The sequence below is a fragment of the Microbacterium paulum genome (assembly GCF_015707995.1).
Taxonomy (GTDB): Bacteria; Actinomycetota; Actinomycetes; order Actinomycetales; family Microbacteriaceae; genus Microbacterium; species Microbacterium paulum.
In genome coordinates this window covers 1-21,044 of record NZ_JAAGRY010000046.1, presented here as the reverse complement: position 1 = coordinate 21,044, position 21,044 = coordinate 1, and the positions used below count along the sequence as shown (strand labels likewise).

Genomic DNA, 21,044 nt, shown 5'->3' with positions numbered 1-21,044 from the left:
TCTGCGTCGCCACGGGCGCTGCGCCCGATGGGTTCTGATCACTTGACAAAGGTCATCTCCCTCTTGTCGCCGAGGATGCCCTGCGGCCTGAAGATCACGAGGAGCATGAGCGAGACGCCCACGAGGATGTAGCGAAGAGTTCCCGCCTGGATGTCGGTCATCGGCAGCCAGCCCGCCTTGGCCATTTCGGGCAGAAGGTTGCCGAGGAGAGCCATGACCATCCAGAACAGCACCGCGCCAAGCGACGGGCCGAAGATCGTCGATGCGCCGCCGAGAAGGAGGATCGTCCAGAGGAAGAACGTCAGTGCCGTCGTGTAGCTGGAGGGGATCACGGCCGACGGGAGCACGTAGACGATCCCGCCGAGCGCCCCGATGACACCACCGACCACGAGCGCCTGCATCTTGTAGGCGAAGACGTTCTTTCCGAGCGAGCGCACGGCGTCTTCGTCTTCACGGATGCCCTTGAGCACACGGCCCCAGGGGCTGCGCATGAGCGCCCAGACCACGAAGATCGACAGCGCGAGCAGGACCAGACCGAAGACCACGACCCACAGCTGAGCGGCCGTGAACTGCCAGGGGCCCCATCCGTACTTCTCGCCGCCGGGCAGCGTGGGGAACGGATTGGATGCCTGGAAGCTGCCGTTGTAGTTGCCGAGACCATCGGCCGAGTTGGTCCAGTCGTCGAAGATCTGCGTCGTGAACAGGAGGCGGACGATTTCTGCCGCAGCGATCGTCACGATCGCCAGATAGTCGGCTCGCAGACGCAGAGTGGGGATGCCGAGGATGAACGCGAACACGGCGGCGAGGACGAGCCCCACCATCATCGCGAGCCACCAGGGGAAGCCGAAGGTCAGAATCGAGATGGCATAGCCGTAGGCGCCGAGCGCCATGAAGCCTGCCATGCCGAAGTTGAGCAGACCCGCGTAGCCGAAGTGCACGGCGAGTCCGGTCGCCGCGAGCGCGTACGCGATCGTGACGGGGCTCAGCAGGTAGCTGAGCGTGTTGGAGAGGATGGCGCCCCAATCCATCGTGGTCACCCGAGCCTTTCTTTACGGCCGAGCAGGCCCTGTGGTCGCACCAGCAGGATGATGATCAGCACGACCAGCGCGCCGGCGTACTTGAGGTCGGACGGGATCCACAGAGTCGAGACCTCGACCACGACACCCACGATGAGCGAGCCCAGCAACGCGCCGAAGGCAGTGCCGAGGCCGCCGAGCGTGATCGCCGCGAAAATGAGCAGCAGCATCTGCGTGCCCATGTTCCAGCTGACGCCGGGTCGGAAATACGCCCACAGCACGCCCGAGATCGCCGCGAGGGCTCCCGCGAGCACCCAGACGATGCGGATGACACGGTCGACGTTGATTCCCGACGCCGCCGCGAGCTGCGGGTTGTCGGAGATCGCCCTGGTCGCTTTGCCCATCCGGGTGCGGAGCAAGAAATACGCGACGCCGAAGATGACGACGATGCTCACCCCCATGCTGATGAGGTCGATGTACGACAGCGAGATCGGCCCCCATTCGAACGGCGCCGGGCTCGAGCCGGCGAGCTGATACGTCGATCCGCCGATGAAGTACTGGTAGATGTAGCGCAGGGTCAGCGAGAGGCCGATGCTCACGATCATGAGCTGAACGACGCCGAGTCCCCGTCGCCGTAGCGGACGCCACAGCCCGGCATCCATCGCGAGGCCGAGCGCTGCGCCGCCGAGGACGGCCGCTGTGAGCCCGAGCCATAGAGGCAGCTGCCAGAACGTGCTGAAGACCAGGGCGACCAGCGCCCCCCACGTGACCATCTCGCCGTGCGCGAAGTTCGACAGGCCCGTCGTCCCGTAGATCAGCGCGGCGCCCATCGAGGCGAGCGCGAGGAGCAGACCGAAGTTGAGGCCGTTGACGAGGCGCACCGCCAGTTGGTCGGCGAACGACTGCGTCGTCCTCTCGCCCGCGCCGAGGAAGAGGTTCACGATCTTCGTGTTCGTCAGGCCGAACTCGACCTCGAACTCACCTGTGGTGCCCTGCTTGGGCTGCAGGCCCTCGGGGAGCTGTGCCGGGTCGACGATGACACCCTGGGGAAGGGTGTCTTCGTCGATCACCAGGGTGTAGGCGTCTTTCTCGGGCACGTACAGACGCCACTTGCCCTCAGCGTCGGTCACGGTTTTGGCCTCGAACCCGTTGCCGTTCACACTCACCGTGACATCGGGCACGGCCTGGTCGGCGTTGGTGATGACTCCACCGAAGTAGAAGGGTGTCTTCTCCTGATCGCCGCCGGGCGTGTCGGGGGCGGCGGCGAGTGCGGCCCCCGCGCTACTCAGCAGCAGGGCGGCCGCAGCGGCGAATGCCGCCAGGACGAGCACGAACCACCTCAGTGGGTTCCGCGCGGTGAGGGTCGTGGGTCTCAAGAGATCCTCCAGTCCAGCGCACCAGTCGGTGATGCGGTCGCATCGGTATTGATGAGACGGTACGAGCGTAATGTGTCGGCATTGTTTCGATCACTGACCTTTCTCTGCAACGACTGGCGTGGCATGATGGCCGGCCTCCCACATTGCCCCGTTCACCCGGCATCCGTTCGGCTGGCATCCCTCTCGCGGAATGAACGCGGCCCGGCGCGACTTACAATCGGTACACGCGCGCGCGACACATTTGGGAGAGCCAGTGGAGTACAACGACCCGTTCGGTTTCGTCGGACTGACCTATGACGATGTGCTGCTCCTTCCCGGGCACACCGACGTCATCCCGTCGGAGGCCGACACGTCGTCGCGGGTGACCCGCCGTATCACCGTGGCGACCCCGCTGCTGTCGGCGGCGATGGACACCGTCAGCGAAGCGCGCATGGCGATCGCGATGGCGCGCGAGGGTGGACTCGGAATCCTGCACCGGAACCTTTCCATCGCCGACCAGGCCGCGATGGTCGACCAGGTCAAGCGCAGCGAGTCGGGCATGATCACCGACCCCATCACCACGACGCCCGACGCGACGATCGAAGAGGTCGACAAGCTCTGCGCGCAGTACCGCATCTCGGGTCTGCCCGTGATCGACGACGCCGGCACGCTCGTCGGCATCATCACGAACCGCGACATGCGCTTCGTCTCGGGCTTCGAGCGCCAGACCACCCAGGTGCGCGACGTCATGACCACCGAGGGTCTCGTGACCGGAAAGGTCGGCATCGGCGCGAACGACGTCATCGCCCTGTTCGCCCAGCACCGCGTCGAGAAGCTGCCGCTCATCGACGACGAGGGCAAGCTCGCCGGTCTCATCACGATCAAAGACTTCGACAAGAGCGAGAAGTACCCCCTCGCCACGAAAGACGACCAGGGGCGCCTGCGCGTGGGCGCGGCGATCGGCTTCTTCGGCGACGCGTGGGAGCGCGCCGAGGCCCTCCGCGACGCCGGTGTCGACGTCATCGTCGTCGACACTGCGAACGGACAGTCGCAGGGCGTCATCGACATGGTGACGCGGCTGAAGACGGATGCCACGTTCGCGCACATCGACGTCATCGGCGGCAACGTCGCGACGCGTGAGGGCGCGCAGGCGCTCATCGACGCGGGTGTGGACGCCGTGAAGGTCGGCGTCGGTCCGGGGTCGATCTGCACGACGCGCATCGTCGCGGGCGTGGGCGTGCCGCAGGTCACGGCGATCTGGGAGGCGTACCAGGCCGCCCGCGAGGCGGGCATCCCGATCATCGCCGACGGCGGTCTGCAGTATTCCGGCGACATCGCCAAGGCGCTTGTCGCCGGGGCCGACACCGTCATGCTCGGGTCGCTCCTCGCCGGCACCGACGAGTCGCCGGGCGAAATCGTCTTCCAGGGCGGCAAGCAGTTCAAGCTCTACCGCGGGATGGGCTCGCTCGGGGCCATGCAGACGCGCGGCAAGAAGACCTCGTACTCGAAGGACCGTTACTTCCAGGCCGACATCCCCTCGGACGACAAGCTGATCCCCGAGGGCATCGAGGGTCAGGTCGCCTACCGCGGTCCCGTCTCGGCGGTCGCGTACCAGCTCGTCGGAGGCCTGCGCCAGTCGATGTTCTACGTCGGCGCCCGCACGATCGAGGAACTCAAGGCGCGCGGCAAGTTCGTGCGCATCACCGCGGCGGGGCTCAAAGAGAGCCACCCGCACGACGTGCAGATCGTCGTCGAGGCGCCCAACTACAAGCGCTGACGCGCGGGGCGCGCGCGGCGGGATCGGGATCGGGCTCGCGCGCACGTACTCCGCAGAATCTCACGTACTCCGCACCCGAATCACGTCGGGGGTGCGGAGTAGGTGGCATCCTGCGGAGCTCATCGCCTCCTCCCCAGGGGATCGTTCGCGCGATCTCTCCACGGATCGGCTCGAGTCGCCGGCCAAGGCGGCGTGAGGGGCGCAGGATGCCTGCATGCAGCTCGCACCGCTCGCCGAACGCCTCGCCGGAACCGTGATCCATCGCGGCGACCTGCACCGCGAGGGCTACACCGACGTGCAGTTGCGCCGCGCGGTTCGAGCCGGTGAGATCGAGGTGCTGCGCCGGGCATGGTTCGCCTCGGCATCCGCTCCGCGAGAGGTGCGCGACGCGGCGCGTTACGGCGGGCGCGTGACGTGCATCTCTCTCGCGCGCCGGCGCGGGTGGTGGATGCCGGAGGGTGTCGGAGGTGAACTGCACCTGCACTTTCCCCCGGGGAGCACCGGCCCGCGCCTCGACGCGGCGTGGCCCGGCGTGACGCACTGGACGCGACCCCTCGCGCCGCTCGGGCGCGTGCTCGAGGCCGGTGTCGGAGACGCGCTCGCGCACATCGCCGTGTGTCAGAGTCCCGACACGGCCCTCGTGCTGTGGGAGACGGCCGCGCGCATCGAAGGGCTTTCGCCCGAAGCGCTGCGTGCCGTGCGTTGGGCCACGCCGGCTGCCCGCGAGTTGGCGGAGGCGGTCACCGGGCTGGCCGATTCCGGTCTCGAGGTGCTCGTGTGCGCACCCCTTCGCCGCATGCGCGTGCTCGTGCGGCAGCAGGTCGTGCTGGCGGGGCGGCCGGTCGACGTGCTCGTGGGCAGCAGGCTCGTCGTACAGATCGACGGGTGGGCGCACCATTCGAGTTCGGCGCAACGCTCGAAAGACCTCGCGCACGACGCCGAGCTGTGCTTGCGCGGCTACACCGTGCTGAGGTTCTCGTACGCCCAGGTGGTGCACGATCGCGATGCGGTGCTGCAGACGATCCGTCGCACGCTGGCCGCGGGGCTGCACACGGACTCCGCACGATGATGCATACTCCGCAACGGATCAGGCGATCGGGTGCGGAGCACGTCAGAACCTGCGGAGTTCGCGCGGGCGGGCAGCGCGGGGGATGGATGTCGGGTGGCGCGGGTGGCTCGGGCACTAGTGGTGGGGGATGGATGCCGGGTCAACGCGCGCCGCTCGCCGCGGCGTGCGCGGGTCAGCGCGCGAGGCGGAAAGCGGGGGCGGCGAGAGTCGCCGGGTCGAGGGCGAGGTCCGCGAGGGTCGCTCCCACTCCGGGCGCGAACTTGAAGCCCTGGCCCGAGAAGCCCGCGCCGACGACGACCCGCCCGACGCGGTCGAGCACGAATGCCTCGTCGGGGGTGGTCGTGTAGGTGCACGAGATGGGCACAGCCGAGTCGGGGTCGAGGCCCGGGAACCACTCGCGCACATACTCGCGCAGCTCGCGCTGGAGCACCGGGAGGTGCGGGCGCCGGTCGGGATCGATCTCGTCGCCGATGCCGTGGAACCCGACCTTCACGCCCTCGCCCGGCGTCGGCATGCCGTACACGTTCGCGGGTTGCGTGCCCGGCGTGACGAAGTGGTTGAACGACGGCCAGGGCCCCGGCACGGTCGGCGTGAAGTGCGCGGGGGTCTCCTCCGTCACGCGCAGGCGCGGCAGACGGATGCCGAGGGCACCGTCCGCGCCACCCCCGAGGAGTTTCTCGGTCCACGCTCCGACGGTGGCGACCACGACGTCGGCGCGGAGCACACCGGCATCCGTCACGACGTCGACGCCGTCTGCGTCGGGTGCGATCTCGGTGACGCGCGTGTTCCAGCGCACCTCGCCGCCGGCCGCGACGATGCGGCGATCGAGCTCGCGCAGGGCCGCGGCGGCGCGCGCGACGCCGGCGTCGGGCGAGTGGAGCACCGTGTCTTCGAACCGCATGCCGGGCCACCGCCGCGCGGCCTCGGCGCCGTCGAGCAACTCGGCGGGGATGCCCCGCGCTCGCAGCGCGTCGGCGAGCCCCGCGAGCGGAGCGGCCTTGGCCGCGCCGAGTGCGGCACCCGAGCCGTGCGAGACGAGTCCGTGCAGGCGCAGCAGCGGTTCGCCGTCGGGCGCGCCCAAGGCATCCCACCCCTCGCGCGCCAGCGCCAACAGGTCGAGGTAATGGTCGTCGCCGTAGGCGTTGTTGTAGTTGCGGGTCTCGCCGTGCGAGGCGCCCTCGTGATGCCCGCGTCCGAACCGCTCGAGCACGATCGGCCGCTCGCCGCGCCTCGTCAGCTGCCACGCCGCCGCGAGGCCCATCACTCCTCCACCCACCACCACGATCCGCATGCCTCCCATCCTGGCCGCTCGTCCGTCCCGCCCCGCGCACCCTCGACACCCCACGACACGAACCCCGCAGATTCGTGCGTACTCCGCAGCGGCGGGCGGTTTCGCGTGCGGAGTTCGTGAGATCCTGCGGAGTTCGTGTGGGGGTGGATGCCTGGACCGCCGGCCCGCGCGCCCCGCGCCCGCCGCGCGGCGACGCTGGAGCGCTCAACCCGGCGCTCGGGGGCCGCGCGGGTAGGCTGGGCGTGTGACCATGGAGATCGAGCTCGGCCGCGCCAAGCGCGCCCGCCGCGCGTATGCGTTCGACGACATCGCGGTGGTGCCTTCGCGGCGCACCCGCAACCCCGAAGACGTCTCGACGGCATGGTCGATCGACGCGTTCGGGTTCGAGATCCCCGTGCTGGGCGCGCCGATGGACTCGGTGATGAGCCCCCGCACGGCGATCATGCTCGGCCAGCTCGGCGGCCTCGGCGTGCTCGACCTCGAAGGCGTGTGGACGCGCTACGACGACCCCGAGCCGCTGCTCGCCGAGATCGCGGGCCTGCCTGCCACCGAGGCGACCCGTCGGCTGCAAGAGCTCTACACCGAGCCGATCAAACCCGAACTCGTGCGCGACCGGCTGGCCGAGATCCGCGCGGGCGGGGTGACCGTCGCCGGTGCCCTCACGCCGCAGCGCACCCAGGAGCTCTACGAGACCGTCGTCGCCGCGGGCGTCGACCTCTTCGTGATCCGCGGCACGACCGTCTCGGCCGAGCATGTCTCGAGCGATGCCGAGCCGCTGAACCTCAAGAAGTTCATCTACGACCTCGACGTGCCCGTCATTGTCGGCGGAGCCTCGACCTACACGGCGGCCCTGCACCTCATGCGCACGGGCGCGGCCGGCGTGCTCGTCGGCTTCGGCGGGGGAGCGGCGTCGACGACGCGCGCGACCCTCGGCATCCACGCCCCCATGGCGACGGCCGTCGCCGATGTCGCCGGCGCGCGCCGCGACTACCTCGACGAGTCGGGCGGACGCTACGTGCACGTCATCGCCGACGGCGGCGTGGGCACCTCGGGCGACATCGTCAAGGCGCTCGCGATGGGCGCCGACGCGGTCATGCTCGGCGTCGCGCTCGCGCGGGCGACCGACGCGCCCGGCCAGGGCTACCACTGGGGCCCCGAGGCGCACCACTCCAAACTGCCGCGCGGCAAGCGCGTCGAGGTGGGCCAGGTCGGCCCCCTCGAGCAGATCCTCTACGGCCCGGCGCCCGTCGCCGACGGCACCGCCAACCTCATCGGCGCGCTCAAGAAGTCGATGGCGACCACCGGTTACTCTGACCTCAAGGAGTTCCAGCGCGTCGAGGTCGTCGTCGCGCCCTACTCCGTGAACTGATGACCGGCGCTGTACCCGAACGCGCGCCGGCGTCCGACGAGGTCTTCCCGCCGACCCTGCGCGAGGTCATGCTGCGCCCGTGGTGGATCGGCATGCTCGGCTTCGCGTTGCTCGTTGCAGCCGTGTTCGCGTGGCTCGGTCAGTGGCAGCTCGGCCGGGCGATCGACACCGATCCGCCGCCGGCCGGCATCACCGAGCAGGTCGAGCCGATCGCCGAGGTCGTCGCCCCCGGTGAGTACCTGCCGGAACCCCTCGTCGGCCAGCGGGTCGACGTCGCCGGCGCGTTCGTCGCGGGTGACTTCCTCGTCGTCTCGTCGCGCTACAACGGCGGCGAGGAAGGCTACTGGGTGACCGGGCAGCTGCGCGTCGACCCGACCGGTTCGGGCGCAGCGGCCGTCGCGGATGCCACGGACGGTCCGACCTCCCTCGCCGTCGCGATCGGGTGGACGGCCGACCGCGCCGCGGCCGACGCCGCGGCATCCACCCTCAATGCCGACCCCGGGGCCGCGGTCCAGCTCACGGGGCGCCTGATCTCCGACGAAGGCCCCGCCCTGCCGCCGCGCGGAGCGCCGGCGACCGAGATGACGCGGATGTCGCCGGCAGCGCTCCTCGGACGATGGCACGACGTGGCGGAGCTGAACGTGTACCGCCCGTACCTCGTCGCCGAGACCGTCGGCGATGCCGGCGCCGGCGAGAGCCTTCCCGCCGGCCTCCAGCCGATCGATTCGCCGGCGCCCGACGAGGGGTCGAACGTCAACTGGTTGAACATCTTCTACGCCGTCGAATGGGCGATCTTCGCCGGATTCGCCTTCTACATGTGGTACCGCCTGGCGCGGGACGCCTGGGAGAAGGAGGTCGAGGCGCTCGAGGAGGCGGCCTCGGCTCATCATCCGTCGGATCGCTGAGGCTGGAGTCACCTGGTGTGGCGCCGGGGACCACTCCTGCACCACCGGTCCGACGAAGAGTGAGCCTCCGGCCGCCGACTAGACTGGAACCCATGCCTCAGCCCAAGCTCGCCACGTTTCCGGCGATCCGCGGCGCGCTGCGCTTCTACCAGATCGCCTCGGTGATCACGGGCGTCATGCTGCTGCTGCTGTGCGCCGAGATGCTCGTCAAGTACGTCCTCGGCTACGAACTGTTCCTCGGCGGCTCGGGCGGTTTCCTGTGGTTCGCCCCCACCGTCGAGACGGCCACCGGCCACGAATCCACCGGCGACGGGGTGAACCTCAGCCTCGGCATCCTCATCGCCCACGGCTGGTTCTACGTCGTCTACCTCTTCGCGTGCTTCCGCGTGTGGAGCCTCATGCGCTGGGGCTTCGGCCGCTTCATCACGCTGGCCCTCGGCGGCATCGTGCCGCTGCTGTCGTTCTTCATGGAGGCGCGCGTCGCCCGCGAGGTCAAGGCCTACCTCGCCGAACGCGAAGCCTCTGAATCCGCTGCGGCGCAGGCACCTGCCGCCCCCACCACCCCCGCCACGGAAGGCACCCGGTGACCGCTCAGACCGAGACCGCCCAGCGTCCCGTCCTCGTCGTCGACTTCGGCGCGCAGTATGCGCAGCTGATCGCGCGCCGCGTCCGCGAGGCGGGTGTCTACAGCGAGATCGTGCCGCACACCGTCACGGCCGCCGAGGTCGAGGCCAAAAACCCCGTCGCGCTGATCCTCTCGGGCGGGCCGTCGTCGGTGTACGAGCCGGGCGCGCCGACGCTCGACCCCGGCGTGCTGCAGCTCGGGGTACCGACCCTCGGCATCTGCTACGGCTTCCAGGTGATGGCCCAGCAGCTCGGCGGCGAGGTCGCCAACACCGGCCTGCGCGAGTACGGCGCGACGGATGCCCGGGTGTCGGGCGACGGCGGAGTGCTGCTCGGCGGCCAGCCCGACGACCAGATCGTCTGGATGAGCCACGGCGACCAGGTCGCCACCGCGCCCGAGGGCTTCGAGGTGCTCGCCTCGACCTATGCGACGCCCGTCGCCGCATTCGGCAACGCCGAGAAGTGCTTCTACGGCGTGCAGTGGCACCCCGAGGTGAAGCACTCCGAGCAGGGTCAGAAGGTCATCGAGAACTTCCTGCACAAGGCGGCGCGCCTCCCCGCCGACTGGAACAGCGGCAACGTCATCGCCGAGCAGGTCGCGCGCATCCGCGAGCAGGTCGGGTCGGGGCGCGTGCTGTCGGCCCTGTCCGGCGGCGTCGACTCGGCCGTCTCGACGGCCCTCGTGCACGAGGCCGTCGGCGACCAGCTCGTCGCGGTGTTCATCGATCACGGGCTGCTGCGCAAGGGCGAGCGGGAACAGGTCGAGAACGACTACGTGGCATCCACCGGGGTGCGCCTCATCACGGTCGACGCGCGCGAGACGTTCCTCGACGCGCTCGCCGGCGTCAGCGACCCCGAGCAGAAGCGCAAGATCATCGGGCGCGAGTTCATCCGCGCGTTCGAGAAGGTGCAGCAAGACCTCATCGCCGAGGCGGCGGCCGAGGGCGACCCGATCCGCTTCCTCGTGCAGGGCACGCTCTACCCCGACGTCGTCGAGTCGGGCGGCGGCACGGGCACGGCCAACATCAAGAGCCACCACAACGTGGGTGGCCTGCCCGAAGACCTGCAGTTCGAGCTCGTCGAGCCGCTGCGCACCCTCTTCAAAGACGAGGTGCGCCAGATCGGGCGCGACCTGGGACTGCCCGAGGCGATCGTCGCGCGGCAGCCCTTTCCGGGCCCCGGCCTCGGCATCCGGATCGTTGGTGAGGTCACCGCAGACCGCCTCACGATTCTGCAGGATGCCGACGCCATCGCCCGCGAGGAGCTGACGAAGGCGGGCCTCGACGGCGAGATCTGGCAGTGCCCGGTCGTGCTGCTGGCCGACGTGCGCTCGGTGGGCGTGCAGGGCGACGGCCGCACCTACGGGCATCCGATCGTGCTGCGCCCCGTCTCGTCGGAAGACGCGATGACCGCCGATTGGACGCGCCTGCCCTACGACGTGCTCTCGAAGATCTCGAACCGCATCACCAACGAGGTGAGCGAGGTCAACCGCGTCGTGCTCGACGTCACGTCGAAGCCGCCGGGGACCATCGAGTGGGAGTGACCTCCGCGAGGGAGTGAACGGATGCCGGGACGCGCGCCTCGGCATCCGTCGTCTGTGGCGCGCTCGCGTCCGCACGCCCCGGCATCCTTGTCCCACTTGTGGTTGCTTCAGGGGTCGGAAACCGAACACTTTCGGGACAAGGCGCGGCGAAAGTGGGACGAGGGGGCGAAGGCGGCGTGCGCAGGGAAAGGCGAAGCCCCGCCCGGCGGTGCCGGACGGGGCTTCTGAAGTGATGCGCGGGCGTCAGTTGTTGCCGCGGAGGATCGCGATGAGGCGCAGGATCTCGACGTAGAGCCAGACGACCGTGACCATGATGCCGAAGGCGCCGAGCCACGCGTAGGGACGGGGTGCGCCGTTGCGCACGCCCTGCTGGATCGAGTCGAAGTCGAGCACGAGCGAGTACGCCGCCATGATCACGACGACCACACCGATGATGACGCCGAGCGGGATGCCCATGATGTGCACGCTCGAGAGCATGCCGAAGGGGCCGCCCGAGCCGGCCGGGAACGCCCCGAACATCATCATCACGACGTTGATGAGCGAGAAGACGAGGTAGCCGATCATCGCGATCATGAAGACCTTGGTGGCCCGCTTCGACGCGCGCACCTTGCCGCTGGCGAAGAGGGCGAGGGTGACGCCGACGACCGAGAGGGTGGCGAGCGTCGCCTGCACGACGATGCCGGGCCACACGTACTCGAAGAACGCCGAGATACCACCGATGAAGAGGCCCTCGAAGGCGGCGTAGGCGAGGATCAGCGCGGGGCGGATCTTCTTGCGCGAGGTGAACGAGACGACCATCGCGAGCACGAAGCCGCCGAGCGCGCCGATGAGCCACGGCGCGATGGTGATCGCGTCGGGGTTCTGCGCGGTGACGCCCGACATCGTCCAGACCCAGCCGATGACGGCGGTGACGACGAGGATGCCGAAGAGCGCGACGGTCTTCAGGACGGTGTCTTCGACGGTCATGCGACCGGTGTCGACGGCGCCCGCCGACGGCGCCGCGAAGGCACCTTCGAGCTGGGCGTTCACGGCCGCGTCGGCGGCCTGCGCCGAGGCGGTGCTGAACTGGGTCTGGGCAGCCGGCGGGGTCAGCCCGGGGCGCTGCTCTTGGAACGCGGGGTTGGCGAATGCGGGATTGCTGCTCGAGGCCATGGTGGTCTCACTCCAATACGAAGGGTGTCGCAGGGGAAACCTGCGGAATTCCAGCGTATCGGACGGGTGATCTTCTGGGCAGGCCGGGCGCTGAGCATCCGCTGTGAAAACCTGAGGCTACCCGACTCAACTTTCCCGCTCGGGTGCGCGACTAGCCTGGAGCCATGCTGCGTCGTCGTCCGCTCGTGATCGGCCATCGGGGAGCGCCGGGGTACCGCCCCGAGCACACGCGCTCGTCGTACGAACTGGCGCTCGCCCTCGGCGTCGACGCGGTCGAGCCCGACGTCGTCTTCACCGCCGACGGCGTCGCCGTCGTAAGGCACGAGAACGAGATCGGGTCGACGACCGACGTGGCGGACCGCCCCGAGTTCGCCGCGCGCCGCACGACCAAGACGATCGACGGCGACGAGCTGACCGGCTGGTTCACCGAGGACTTCACCTGGGCAGAGCTTGCGACCCTGCGCTGTCGCGAACGGCTGCCGAATCTGCGCCCGAGCAGTGCCAGCTTCGACGGCGCGCAGCCACCGCTACGGCTGGTCGACGTGCTCGACCTCGTGCGCGAGGCATCGCTCGACCAGGGCCGCGAGATCGGCGTCGTGCTCGAGATCAAGCACGCCACCTACTTCACCGCCCTCGGCTACGACGTGGCCGGCCTGATCGCGGCCGCGCTGCGCGCCGCCCGCTGGGGCGACGGCGAGCTGCCGCTCTACCTCGAGTCGTTCGAATCGACCGTGCTCGCCCAGGTGCGTGCGCACGGCATCCGCGGCACCTACATCTATCTGCTCGAAGCGGCGGGGCATCCGTTCGACCTCGTTTCCACCCACGGCGCCGCCGCCCCGACCTACGCGCAGCAGGCGAGCCCCGCGGGCCTCGACGCGCTCGTCGGCACGGTCGACGGCATCAGCGTCGACAAGCGCATGATCCTCGCGCCCGACCGCCTCGGGCGCACCACCGGCCCGTCGCGGGTCGTCGCCGACGCGCACACGCGCGGCCTGCGCGTGTTCACCTGGACCTGCCGCCCCGAGAACGCCTTCCTCCTCGCGTCGTTCCGGCGCGGCCGCGACAAGGCGGCGTTCGGCGACTACGAGAGCGAATGGCGAGTGATCGCGGATGCCGGTGTCGACGGCGTCTTCGTCGACCACCCCGACCTCGGAATCGGGTTCTTCGGCTGAGTTCTCGCCGGTGTCATGGCGACCCCATAGGGTGGGGCGATGAGCTCCCCCGGCATCGTGGCATCCGGCGTCCGTCGTTCGTTCGGGAGCGTGCACGCCGTGCGCGACGTGAACCTCGAGGCGCGGGCGGGCGCGGTGACGGGGCTCGTCGGGCCGAACGGCTCGGGCAAGACCACGCTGCTGCTCATGCTGGCGTCGCTCTTGGCGCCGGATGCCGGTGTGCTGCGCATCGGCGGGCTCGACCCCGTCGCCGATCCGGCCGGGGTGCGACGCATCGTGGGGTGGATGCCCGATGCCCTCGGCGCCTGGCCGTCGCTGACGGCGCGTGAGACGCTCGTCATGACGAGCCGGCTCTACGGCATCGCTCCGGCGGATGCCGAGCGCGGTGCGGCGCGGCTGCTCGACGAACTCGGGCTGGCCGAACTCGCCGACACCCCGGCGCGGGTGTTCTCGCGGGGGCAGAAGCAGCGACTCGGCCTCGCCCGCGCGCTCGTGCACAACCCGAGCGTGCTGCTGCTCGACGAACCCGCCTCGGGCCTCGACCCGCAGGCACGCATCGAATTGCGGACGCTCTTGCGCAGGCTCGCCGGTGAGGGGCGCACCGTGCTGCTGTCGAGCCACATCCTCTCCGAACTCGACGAGGTCGTCGACGAAGCCGCGTTCGTGGTCGAGGGAACCTCGGTCGCCCCGGACCGCATCGCTCAGGCGGCGACCCGCGTGCGCACGTGGCGCATCCGCCTCGCCGACTGTGACGCGACCGCCGCCGTGCTGCCGGTCGCCCAGACCCTCGGGCTCGACGCGGCGCTCGTGCCGATCGACCGGCGCGACCTCCTGGTCGCGTTCGACTCCGACGGTGCCGCGGCTTCGGCACTCGCCGCGCTCGTGCGGGCCGGGCTGCCGGTGGCCGAGTTCGCGGCGGCGACGGGTCTTCTCGAACACACCTTCCTCGACCTCGAAGGGGGCCGCTCGTGAGCTTCTCGCGTCTGTGGACGATCGCACGTCTCGAACTGCTCCAGCGGGTGCGCACGGTGTCGTGGTACGTGCTGCTCGGCGTCTTCGCCGTCGTGCTGCTGGGCGTGACGGCGCTGGCCTTCCTCGCCTACGGCGGGTGGGGGCCGGGTGGCCCGGGTGTCTACTCGGTCGTCGTGCTCGTGACCCTGTTGCTCATCCTGCTCGTCTCTCCCACCCTCAGCGGCAACAGCATCAACGGCGATCGCGACGCCGCCACGCTCGCACCCGTGCAGGTGACCCTCGCCACCACCGGAGAGATCCTCCTCGGCAAGTTCGTCGCGGCCTGGATCACGGGCCTCGCGTTCGCCCTGGTGGCGGCCCCGTTCCTCGTGATCTCGACCCTCACCGGCGAGGTCAACCCGTGGGCGATCGTCACCTCGCTTGCGATCCTCGTGGTCGAGACCGGCGTCATCTCTGGAATCGGGGTGGCGCTCTCGGGCATCATCGCCCGCCCGCTCTTCTCGGTCGCCGCGACCTACCTCGTCGTCGCCGCCCTGGCGGTCGGCACCCTGGTCGGCTTCGGGCTGATCGGCTCGGCGATCGCGAGCGAGGGCGTCTCGCATACGCGTCAGGCCGCGTACAACCAGCAGGGGAATCCCGAGTGCACGGACGGCTCGAGCAACTGCTACGGAGACGTCGACAAGATGGTCTGCGAAGACTGGGTGACGACGACCTACCGCGTGCCGCGGTTCGACTACGTGTGGTGGATGCTGTCGGCGAACCCGTTCGTGATCCTCGGCGACGCGACACCGACCCGATTCGACAGCTCCGGCAACCCCGACGACATGTTCGGCTGGCTGAAGACGAGCGTCCGCTCCGCGCAGATCCCGCCCGAGCTCGAGCAGACGTGGGACGAGTGCGACCCCGCGAACTATCAGAATCTCTACAGCGGATCGAGCGATTACCGCACGCCGGAAGAGATCATCTCCGAGACGGTGCCGAGCTGGTTCGTCGGGCTCGGCGTGCAGCTCGCCCTGACGGCGCTGCTGCTGTGGTGGGCGTGGGCGCGCACCCGCACGCCTGCCCGCACGCTGCCGCCGGGCACTCGCATCGCGTGATTGCGGCGCGCGGCTCGACAGCCCCGCACCACGGATGAGGATCCTCTCATCGGGGCCTCCGCGCTCTTCCGCCTCGTCCAGCGGATGCATAGCCTCCTTTCAGCCGCTTCTTACCCCCGGAGCGCGCACGCACCCCTGCATGAAAGGCGGACACCCTTGTCTCGAGGCCTGCACAGACGCACTCTGGCCGTCGTCGGCGCGATCGCGCTGACCCTTCCCGCCGCCGCCGCCTACGCGGCGACGCCCGATGACGACCCGTCGTCGCGGTTCCGCGCCGCGCCGTCGCACGGGTCGGTCGACTCGTCGTTCACGGCGAAGTCGATCGGCGCCGACGGGCGGGTGACGGTCGTCATCGAGATGGCCGGAGACCCCGTCGCGGTCGTGCAGGCCGAGAAGGGCGGCGAGCTCTCCGACGGGGAGCGCGAGGCGGTCAAAGACGAGCTGAAGAGCGCGCAAGACGGGATCACCGACGAGATCACCGACAAGGGCGGCGAGATCCAGGCGCAGATGCAGTCGGCGTACAACGGCATGCAGGCATCCGTGCCCGCCGACCAGCTCGACGCGGTCGCGGAACTGCCCGGCGTCGTCGCCGTGCACCCGGTGCGCACCTACGCTCTCGACAACGCGGTCTCGGTGCCGTTCCTCGGCGTGCCCGAGGTGTGGCAGAGCACGGGCTACACCGGCCAGGGTGTGAAGGTCGCGATCATCGACACCGGCATCGACTACACGCACGCCACCTTCGGCGGCCCCGGCACCACGGCCGCCTACGAGGCGGCGCACGCCGCCGGCGCCGAAGCGGCCGACCCGGCGCTCTACGGCCCCGACGCGCCGCGCGTGAAGGGCGGCATCGACCTCGTCGGCGACGACTACAACGCCGACCCGGGCAGCGCGAGCTACCAACCGGTGCCGCACCCCGACGACAACCCGCTCGACTGCCAGGGGCACGGTTCGCACGTCGCCGGCACGACGGGCGGCTCGGGCGTGCTCGCCGACGGCACCGGATTCACCGGCCCCTACGACACGACGACCCCGTCGAACACCTTCCGGGTGGGCCCGGGCGTCGCCCCGCAGGTCGACCTCTACGCCGTGCGCGTCTTCGGCTGCGCGGGCTCGACCGACATGGTCGTTCCCGCCCTCGACTGGGCGGTCGAAAACGGCATGGACGTCGTGAACATGTCGCTCGGCTCGTCGTTCGGACGAGGTGACGACCCGGATGCCGTGGCCGCCGCCAACGCCGTCGGCGCGGGCGTCGTGGTCGTGGCATCCGCCGGCAACGCCGGACACAACCCGTACCTCACCGGTTCGCCGGGGTCGGGCGACGGCGTGGTGTCGGTCTCGGCCGTCGACAGCGCCGAGGGCTTTCCGGGCGCGACGGTCACCGTGAACGGCCAGAATGTCGAGGCGATCAACGCCAACGGCGCCTCGCTCGACGGGATCGGCACACTGAAGGTCGTGCGCCTGGTCGATGACCCGGCAACGCCCGAGAACGAAGCGCTCGGCTGCTCGGTCGCCGCGTACACGAAGGCCGGCATCACGGCGGGCGGCGGCCAGCTGGCCGTGTCGACCCGCGGCAGCTGCGCGCGCGTGTCGAAGGCGATCTACGCCCAGCAGGCGGGCGCCGCGGCGGCGCTCATGGTCAACTCGACCGATGACCTGCCGCCCTACGAAGGCCAGATCACCGAGAACGCCGACACCGGCGAGCCCTACCTCGTGACGATCCCGTTCCTCGGGGTGCGCTCGTCGAACGGCACGCTGTTCGCCTCGGGCGCCACCGTGACGCTCGCCGCGGCGAGCATCGCCAACCCCGGCTTCCGCGGGTACGCGTCGTTCACCTCGGCCGGCCCCCGTTCGGGTGACAGTGCCATCGGCCCCGACGTCGCCGCCCCCGGCGTGTCGATCTCGTCGGCCGCGGTCGGCTCGGGCAACGGCGCCGCGATCCTGTCGGGCACCTCGATGGCGGCGCCGCACGTCGCGGGTGTCGCGGCGCTCTCGGTCGAAGCGCACCCCGCGTGGGCTGCGCCGCAGGTGGCGGCCTCGCTCGTCTCGACCGCCGACCCCGACAAGGTCGCCGGCCAGCGCCTGACGCTCGGCGGAGTCGGCCTCGTCGACGCCGCGCAGGCGGTCGCCACGTCGGTCACCGCGACCGGCGACGCGTTCCGCACCGAGAGCGGCTGGGCGCGCGAGTCGGCGCTGAGCTTCGGCTTCCAGGAGTCGTGGCTCGGCTTCGGCGGCATCAAGACCGTGACGGTGCGCAATGACGGCCCGGCCCCGGTGACCTACGCGGTCTCGACGAGCGCGTCTGCCGAGTCGATCCCGGCGCGGGTGAACCTCTCGTCGCGCTCGATCACGGTCCCGGCGGGCGGCTCGGCCAAGCTGCTGCTGACCGTCGCGGCCGCCGCGAAGGACGTGCCGAGCTCGGTCGGCGGCCCCGACCAGTTCGCGTTCTACGAGGTCTCCGGCGACATCGTGCTGACCGCCGAGGGCTCGACGCTGCGGGTGCCGTATCTGCTCGTGCCCCGCTCCAACAGCACGGTGTCGAGTTCGACGAGCGCGCTGTTCACGAAGAAGCAGCAGGTCGCCGACGCGACCAAGAAGATCTCGCTGTGGAACGTGTTCGGGGCTCTTCCCGCCGGCGCCGACGTGTACACGTGGGGGCTGTCGGACGACAAGGATGCCTCGAAGACGCTCGCCGACACGGGGTACGATCTGCGGGCCGCGGGCGTGCAGTCGATCGGCGCGGGCGATGACCAGCTGCTGGTGTTCGCGCTGAACATGCACCACCGGTGGTCGAACGCGGCGAGCAACGAGTACGACGTCGTGCTCGACACCGATCGAGACGGCGAAGCCGACTGGATCGTGCTGTCGGCCGACTCGGGCGCCGTGCGCGCCGGGTCGAACAACGGGCTCGCGGAGGTGTTCGTCGTCAACGCGAAGACGGGCGCGCGCGGGGCATCCGGGTTCCTGACGCAGGCGCCGACCGACTCCAGCACGCTGCTGCTGCCGGTGTCGGCCGCCGACCTCGGCATCACGGGCGCGTTCAGTTACACGGTGCAGACGTTCGGCGTGAACGGCGGAACCGACGCCGCATCGGAGTGGGCCACCTTCGACCCGTCGGCGCCGGCGATCAGCAACGGGCAGTACGTCGACGTGCCGCGGCGCGGCTCGGCGTCGGTCGACGTCGCGGTGAACGCGGCGCAGGTCGCCGCGCAGAAGCCGCTCGGCGCGATGGTCGTCGTGCTCGACAACCCGTCGGGCTCGGGCGAAGCGCTGCTCGTTCCGGTCAAGAAGTAGCGGGTGCGGGCGGGTGCGTCGACGCGAGTCGGCGTGCCCGCCCGTTTTCGTGCGCGGGGAGCGGGCGCGGGGGCGGGTGCGCGGCGCTGCCGGCGGGCCCAGCCCGGCCCGGCCCGGTCCGGCGCGCCGTCTCAGCGGGTGCAGAGCAGCGGGTCGTCGCCCGTGCCGAAGCGGTAGTCGTAGGTCTCGCCGCCGGCCGTGACGAGGACGCGCATGCCGTCGACGAGCGCCTGCGTGTACGACTGGCCGGGGGTCGCGCAGCCGAGCGACGAATCGCTGAAGGTGACCGCTTCGGCGCTGACCAGTTCGGGAGTCGCGGTGACGCCCCGCGCCCCGAGGTCGGCGACCAGGGCATCCCATCGCGCCGGAGGCACGGCGACCGGGGTGCCGGTCGGGGCGATCGCGCCGGGGGTCGCCGTCTGGAACGGGGGGCGGCTCGTCGCCGAGGCGGAGGGCGTCGGATCGGACATGGACCCTCCCGGGGTGCAGGCGGCGAGGACCGGGGCGAGTGCGAGCGCGCCGACGGCGAGGGTCATCGCGATGATCGGCCTGCGCATCGGTCCTCCTCTAGCGGAGCTCGGCTGTGCCCAGGCTATGACTCTTGTCTGCGAAATGGCGGAGAGGGAAAGGACGGGGAGGGTCAATCCCAGTCGAGGTAGTCCTCGATGAACCACGAGGTCTCGCCGGGGTGGGTGGCCGGGAACAGGTGCCCGGCGCCCTCGACGGTCTTGAGGCTCGCGAGGGCGGGGGCGGATGCCACGAGCCGCTCGCTCTCGGAGAGGGGCGTGACCTCGTCGGCCGTGCCGTGCACAACGAGTACGGGGATGTCGGCGGCGAGCGGGATGTCGGCCGGCTCGGGGGCGAGCAGCAGCACCCCGTTGACCCGGTCGTGGTGGTCGGCCGGAACGGTGCGCGCGACGGTGCCGCCGAACCCGTGGCCGCCGATCCAGGAGTGGTCGAGGCCCACGGCATCCATCACATCGACGACCGCGCGGGCCAGCTCGTGCACGTCGGTGTCGGGGTCGAGGGGCGCGAGGCGCACGACGCGGAAGTCTTCTTCGACGAGGATCGAGGCGAGGGTGCCGAGCGAGCCGATCTCCTCACCCGTCTCGGGGATCAGCACGAGCGCGGGCCCGGTGCCCTCGTCGATGTACGAGATGGCGCGGCCATCGGGCTCGAACGTCTGGAGCGTCGCGGCGGTCATGCGTCCAGTTTCCCAGGGCGGGCGCGGGTGCGCCAATCCTGGTGCGGCTTGCGCGCGGGGGCCGGCGGCGGGGTGAGCCATAGACTCGGCGCATGGCATCAGCGTGGCGCGCCACCCAGAAGGCGAACCGCCGCGCCGACCTGATGCGGGCCGCGGCGAGTCTGTTCGCCGAACGAGGCTTCGCCGCCGTCTCGACCACCGACCTCGGTGAAGCTGTCGGCATGAGCGGCCCCGCCCTCTACAACTACGTGCGCAGCAAAGACGAGCTGCTGCAGGAGCTGTTGGTGGATGCCAGTTCCCGCCTGCTCGACGGGGCGCGGGAGATCGTCGCCGACCCGGGCGAGACGACGGCTGACACCGTGCTCGAACGCCTCGTCGCGTTCCACATCGACTTCGCGACGAGCGACCCCGACGTGATCCGCATTCAGGATCGCGAGCTCGCGCAGCTGCCCGACGACGTCAACCGCCGGGTGCGCACGCTGCAGCGTCGATACGTGCAGCTCTGGGATGACGTGCTCACCCGCGCGCGCCCCGGACTCTCGCCGAGCGAGCGGCAGGTTCGGTTGCTCGGCACGTTCGGGCTGCTCAACTCGACGCCGTACTCGGCGCCCGCCTCCGACGATGGGGCGGGGGCCGTCTTGGCATCCATGGCGCTCCGCGCGCTGCGCGGGTAGGGCGGGCGGCGTCACTCCGCGGCGGGCGGGGTGACCTCGATCGTCGCGACGACACCGCCGCGGGTGACCTGATCGCCCACCGCGACCCGCAGGCGCACGACGCCCGCCACCTGCGCACGCAGCACGTGCTCCATCTTCATCGCCTCGACGGCGACCACGGGATCGCCGACCTCGACCGTCGACCCGTCGACCGCGGTCACCATCACGACCGTGCCCGGCAGGGGCGAGGTGACCGTCGGCGACGCATCGGCTGCGGCATCCGCCCCGTGTTCGATCCGCGTCTCGGCGACGCGCACCGCGCCGCCGTCGGCGTGCAGCCACACCGCGCCCGAGCCCTCGCGCGCGACGGGGAATGTGCGCTCCAGCCCGTCGAGGCCGATCGACGCCGCGCCCTCGTCGATGCGCGCGGTCGCGACCCGCGGCTCGGCATCGCCCACGGCGACCCGGAGCGGAGCGTTCCACACGCGCACGCGGGCGTGCTGAGCGCCGCTCGTGAGGTCGTACACGCTGGGTGCGGCCGGCCCCAGCCGCCA

General features: G+C 70.6%; 18 protein-coding genes. 11 read left to right on the top strand and 7 right to left on the bottom strand.

Annotation, left to right across the window (positions count from 1 at the left end):
* Nucleotides 1–38: 38 nt before the first annotated feature.
* On the bottom strand, nucleotides 39–1,028 hold the full coding sequence (locus G3N18_RS11405; RefSeq protein ID WP_196384409.1) for a branched-chain amino acid ABC transporter permease: 990 nt from the start codon (nucleotides 1,026–1,028) through the stop codon (nucleotides 39–41).
* A 5-nt stretch (nucleotides 1,029–1,033) separates the two neighbouring features.
* Nucleotides 1,034–2,347: an ABC transporter permease subunit gene (locus G3N18_RS11400; protein WP_338038525.1), complete on the bottom strand. Its 1,314-nt coding sequence runs from the start codon at nucleotides 2,345–2,347 to the stop codon at nucleotides 1,034–1,036.
* Nucleotides 2,348–2,645: 298 nt separating this feature from the next.
* Between G3N18_RS11400 and guaB the strand changes: the two genes are divergently transcribed.
* The gene (gene guaB / locus G3N18_RS11395; RefSeq protein ID WP_196384395.1) at nucleotides 2,646–4,148 is read left to right on the top strand and encodes an IMP dehydrogenase; all 1,503 of its coding nucleotides are present in this window, start codon (nucleotides 2,646–2,648) and stop codon (nucleotides 4,146–4,148) included.
* A 214-nt stretch (nucleotides 4,149–4,362) separates the two neighbouring features.
* Nucleotides 4,363–5,217, top strand: coding sequence for an endonuclease domain-containing protein (locus G3N18_RS11390; RefSeq protein WP_196384393.1), 855 nt, complete (start codon nucleotides 4,363–4,365; stop codon nucleotides 5,215–5,217).
* A 172-nt stretch (nucleotides 5,218–5,389) separates the two neighbouring features.
* Here the strand turns inward: G3N18_RS11390 and G3N18_RS11385 are convergent, their stop codons facing one another.
* Nucleotides 5,390–6,508: an FAD-dependent oxidoreductase gene (locus G3N18_RS11385; protein WP_206693178.1), complete on the bottom strand. Its 1,119-nt coding sequence runs from the start codon at nucleotides 6,506–6,508 to the stop codon at nucleotides 5,390–5,392.
* A 250-nt stretch (nucleotides 6,509–6,758) separates the two neighbouring features.
* On the opposite strand from G3N18_RS11385, the gene G3N18_RS11380 reads away from it, so the two are divergent.
* The 4 genes from G3N18_RS11380 (at nucleotide 6,759) to guaA (ending at nucleotide 10,949) form a co-directional block, all read left to right on the top strand.
* Nucleotides 6,759–7,877: a GuaB3 family IMP dehydrogenase-related protein gene (locus G3N18_RS11380; protein WP_196384407.1), complete on the top strand. Its 1,119-nt coding sequence runs from the start codon at nucleotides 6,759–6,761 to the stop codon at nucleotides 7,875–7,877.
* A 68-nt stretch (nucleotides 7,878–7,945) separates the two neighbouring features.
* Entirely contained in the window at nucleotides 7,946–8,782 is an 837-nt protein-coding gene (locus G3N18_RS11375) for an SURF1 family protein (RefSeq protein WP_196384405.1), read from the top strand.
* Between the two features lie 92 nt (nucleotides 8,783–8,874).
* Complete coding sequence (locus tag G3N18_RS11370) at nucleotides 8,875–9,369, top strand: DUF3817 domain-containing protein (RefSeq protein ID WP_196384390.1); 495 nt, start codon at nucleotides 8,875–8,877, stop codon at nucleotides 9,367–9,369.
* The gene (gene guaA, locus G3N18_RS11365; protein WP_196384388.1) at nucleotides 9,366–10,949 is read left to right on the top strand and encodes a glutamine-hydrolyzing GMP synthase; all 1,584 of its coding nucleotides are present in this window, start codon (nucleotides 9,366–9,368) and stop codon (nucleotides 10,947–10,949) included. Before G3N18_RS11370 ends, guaA begins: the two co-directional genes overlap by 4 nt.
* 243 nt (nucleotides 10,950–11,192) lie before the next feature.
* Here the strand turns inward: guaA and G3N18_RS11360 are convergent, their stop codons facing one another.
* Entirely contained in the window at nucleotides 11,193–12,101 is a 909-nt protein-coding gene (locus G3N18_RS11360) for a Bax inhibitor-1/YccA family protein (RefSeq protein ID WP_196384386.1), read from the bottom strand.
* Nucleotides 12,102–12,265: 164 nt separating this feature from the next.
* Here G3N18_RS11360 and G3N18_RS11355 point away from each other — a divergent pair, with 164 nt between their 5' ends.
* The 4 genes from G3N18_RS11355 (at nucleotide 12,266) to G3N18_RS11340 (ending at nucleotide 18,633) form a co-directional block, all read left to right on the top strand.
* The gene (locus tag G3N18_RS11355; protein WP_196384384.1) at nucleotides 12,266–13,273 is read left to right on the top strand and encodes a glycerophosphodiester phosphodiesterase family protein; all 1,008 of its coding nucleotides are present in this window, start codon (nucleotides 12,266–12,268) and stop codon (nucleotides 13,271–13,273) included.
* Between the two features lie 39 nt (nucleotides 13,274–13,312).
* Complete coding sequence (locus G3N18_RS11350) at nucleotides 13,313–14,245, top strand: ABC transporter ATP-binding protein (protein WP_196384383.1); 933 nt, start codon at nucleotides 13,313–13,315, stop codon at nucleotides 14,243–14,245.
* Nucleotides 14,242–15,342: an ABC transporter permease gene (locus G3N18_RS11345; protein ID WP_196384381.1), complete on the top strand. Its 1,101-nt coding sequence runs from the start codon at nucleotides 14,242–14,244 to the stop codon at nucleotides 15,340–15,342. The genes G3N18_RS11350 and G3N18_RS11345 overlap by 4 nt, the downstream gene beginning before the upstream one ends.
* 156 nt (nucleotides 15,343–15,498) lie before the next feature.
* Nucleotides 15,499–18,633, top strand: a complete 3,135-nt coding sequence (locus tag G3N18_RS11340) for a S8 family peptidase (protein WP_275952051.1) — start codon at nucleotides 15,499–15,501, stop codon at nucleotides 18,631–18,633.
* A 131-nt stretch (nucleotides 18,634–18,764) separates the two neighbouring features.
* Here G3N18_RS11340 and G3N18_RS11335 read toward each other — a convergent pair whose 3' ends face one another.
* Entirely contained in the window at nucleotides 18,765–19,190 is a 426-nt protein-coding gene (locus G3N18_RS11335) for a hypothetical protein (protein WP_196384378.1), read from the bottom strand.
* Between the two features lie 83 nt (nucleotides 19,191–19,273).
* Entirely contained in the window at nucleotides 19,274–19,837 is a 564-nt protein-coding gene (locus tag G3N18_RS11330) for an alpha/beta fold hydrolase (protein WP_196384376.1), read from the bottom strand.
* Between the two features lie 92 nt (nucleotides 19,838–19,929).
* Here G3N18_RS11330 and G3N18_RS11325 point away from each other — a divergent pair, with 92 nt between their 5' ends.
* The gene (locus G3N18_RS11325) at nucleotides 19,930–20,511 is read left to right on the top strand and encodes a TetR/AcrR family transcriptional regulator (RefSeq protein ID WP_196384375.1); all 582 of its coding nucleotides are present in this window, start codon (nucleotides 19,930–19,932) and stop codon (nucleotides 20,509–20,511) included.
* 11 nt (nucleotides 20,512–20,522) lie between these two features.
* Here the strand turns inward: G3N18_RS11325 and G3N18_RS11320 are convergent.
* Nucleotides 20,523–21,044 (bottom strand): acyl-CoA carboxylase biotin carboxyl carrier protein subunit (locus G3N18_RS11320; RefSeq protein ID WP_338038522.1); only part of this gene is annotated, 522 nt, incomplete at its 5' end.

Coding starts and splice junctions, on each gene's coding strand:
- G3N18_RS11405 (WP_196384409.1), bottom strand. CDS start 1,028: ATGGATTGGGGCGCCATCCTCTCCAACACGCTCAGCTACCTGCTGAGC.
- G3N18_RS11390 (WP_196384393.1), top strand. CDS start 4,363: ATGCAGCTCGCACCGCTCGCCGAACGCCTCGCCGGAACCGTGATCCAT.
- G3N18_RS11385 (WP_206693178.1), bottom strand. CDS start 6,508: ATGCGGATCGTGGTGGTGGGTGGAGGAGTGATGGGCCTCGCGGCGGCG.
- G3N18_RS11380 (WP_196384407.1), top strand. CDS start 6,759: ATGGAGATCGAGCTCGGCCGCGCCAAGCGCGCCCGCCGCGCGTATGCG.
- G3N18_RS11375 (WP_196384405.1), top strand. CDS start 7,946: ATGCTGCGCCCGTGGTGGATCGGCATGCTCGGCTTCGCGTTGCTCGTT.
- G3N18_RS11370 (WP_196384390.1), top strand. CDS start 8,875: ATGCCTCAGCCCAAGCTCGCCACGTTTCCGGCGATCCGCGGCGCGCTG.
- G3N18_RS11360 (WP_196384386.1), bottom strand. CDS start 12,101: ATGGCCTCGAGCAGCAATCCCGCATTCGCCAACCCCGCGTTCCAAGAG.
- G3N18_RS11355 (WP_196384384.1), top strand. CDS start 12,266: ATGCTGCGTCGTCGTCCGCTCGTGATCGGCCATCGGGGAGCGCCGGGG.
- G3N18_RS11350 (WP_196384383.1), top strand. CDS start 13,313: ATGAGCTCCCCCGGCATCGTGGCATCCGGCGTCCGTCGTTCGTTCGGG.
- G3N18_RS11335 (WP_196384378.1), bottom strand. CDS start 19,190: ATGCGCAGGCCGATCATCGCGATGACCCTCGCCGTCGGCGCGCTCGCA.
- G3N18_RS11330 (WP_196384376.1), bottom strand. CDS start 19,837: ATGACCGCCGCGACGCTCCAGACGTTCGAGCCCGATGGCCGCGCCATC.
- G3N18_RS11325 (WP_196384375.1), top strand. CDS start 19,930: ATGGCATCAGCGTGGCGCGCCACCCAGAAGGCGAACCGCCGCGCCGAC.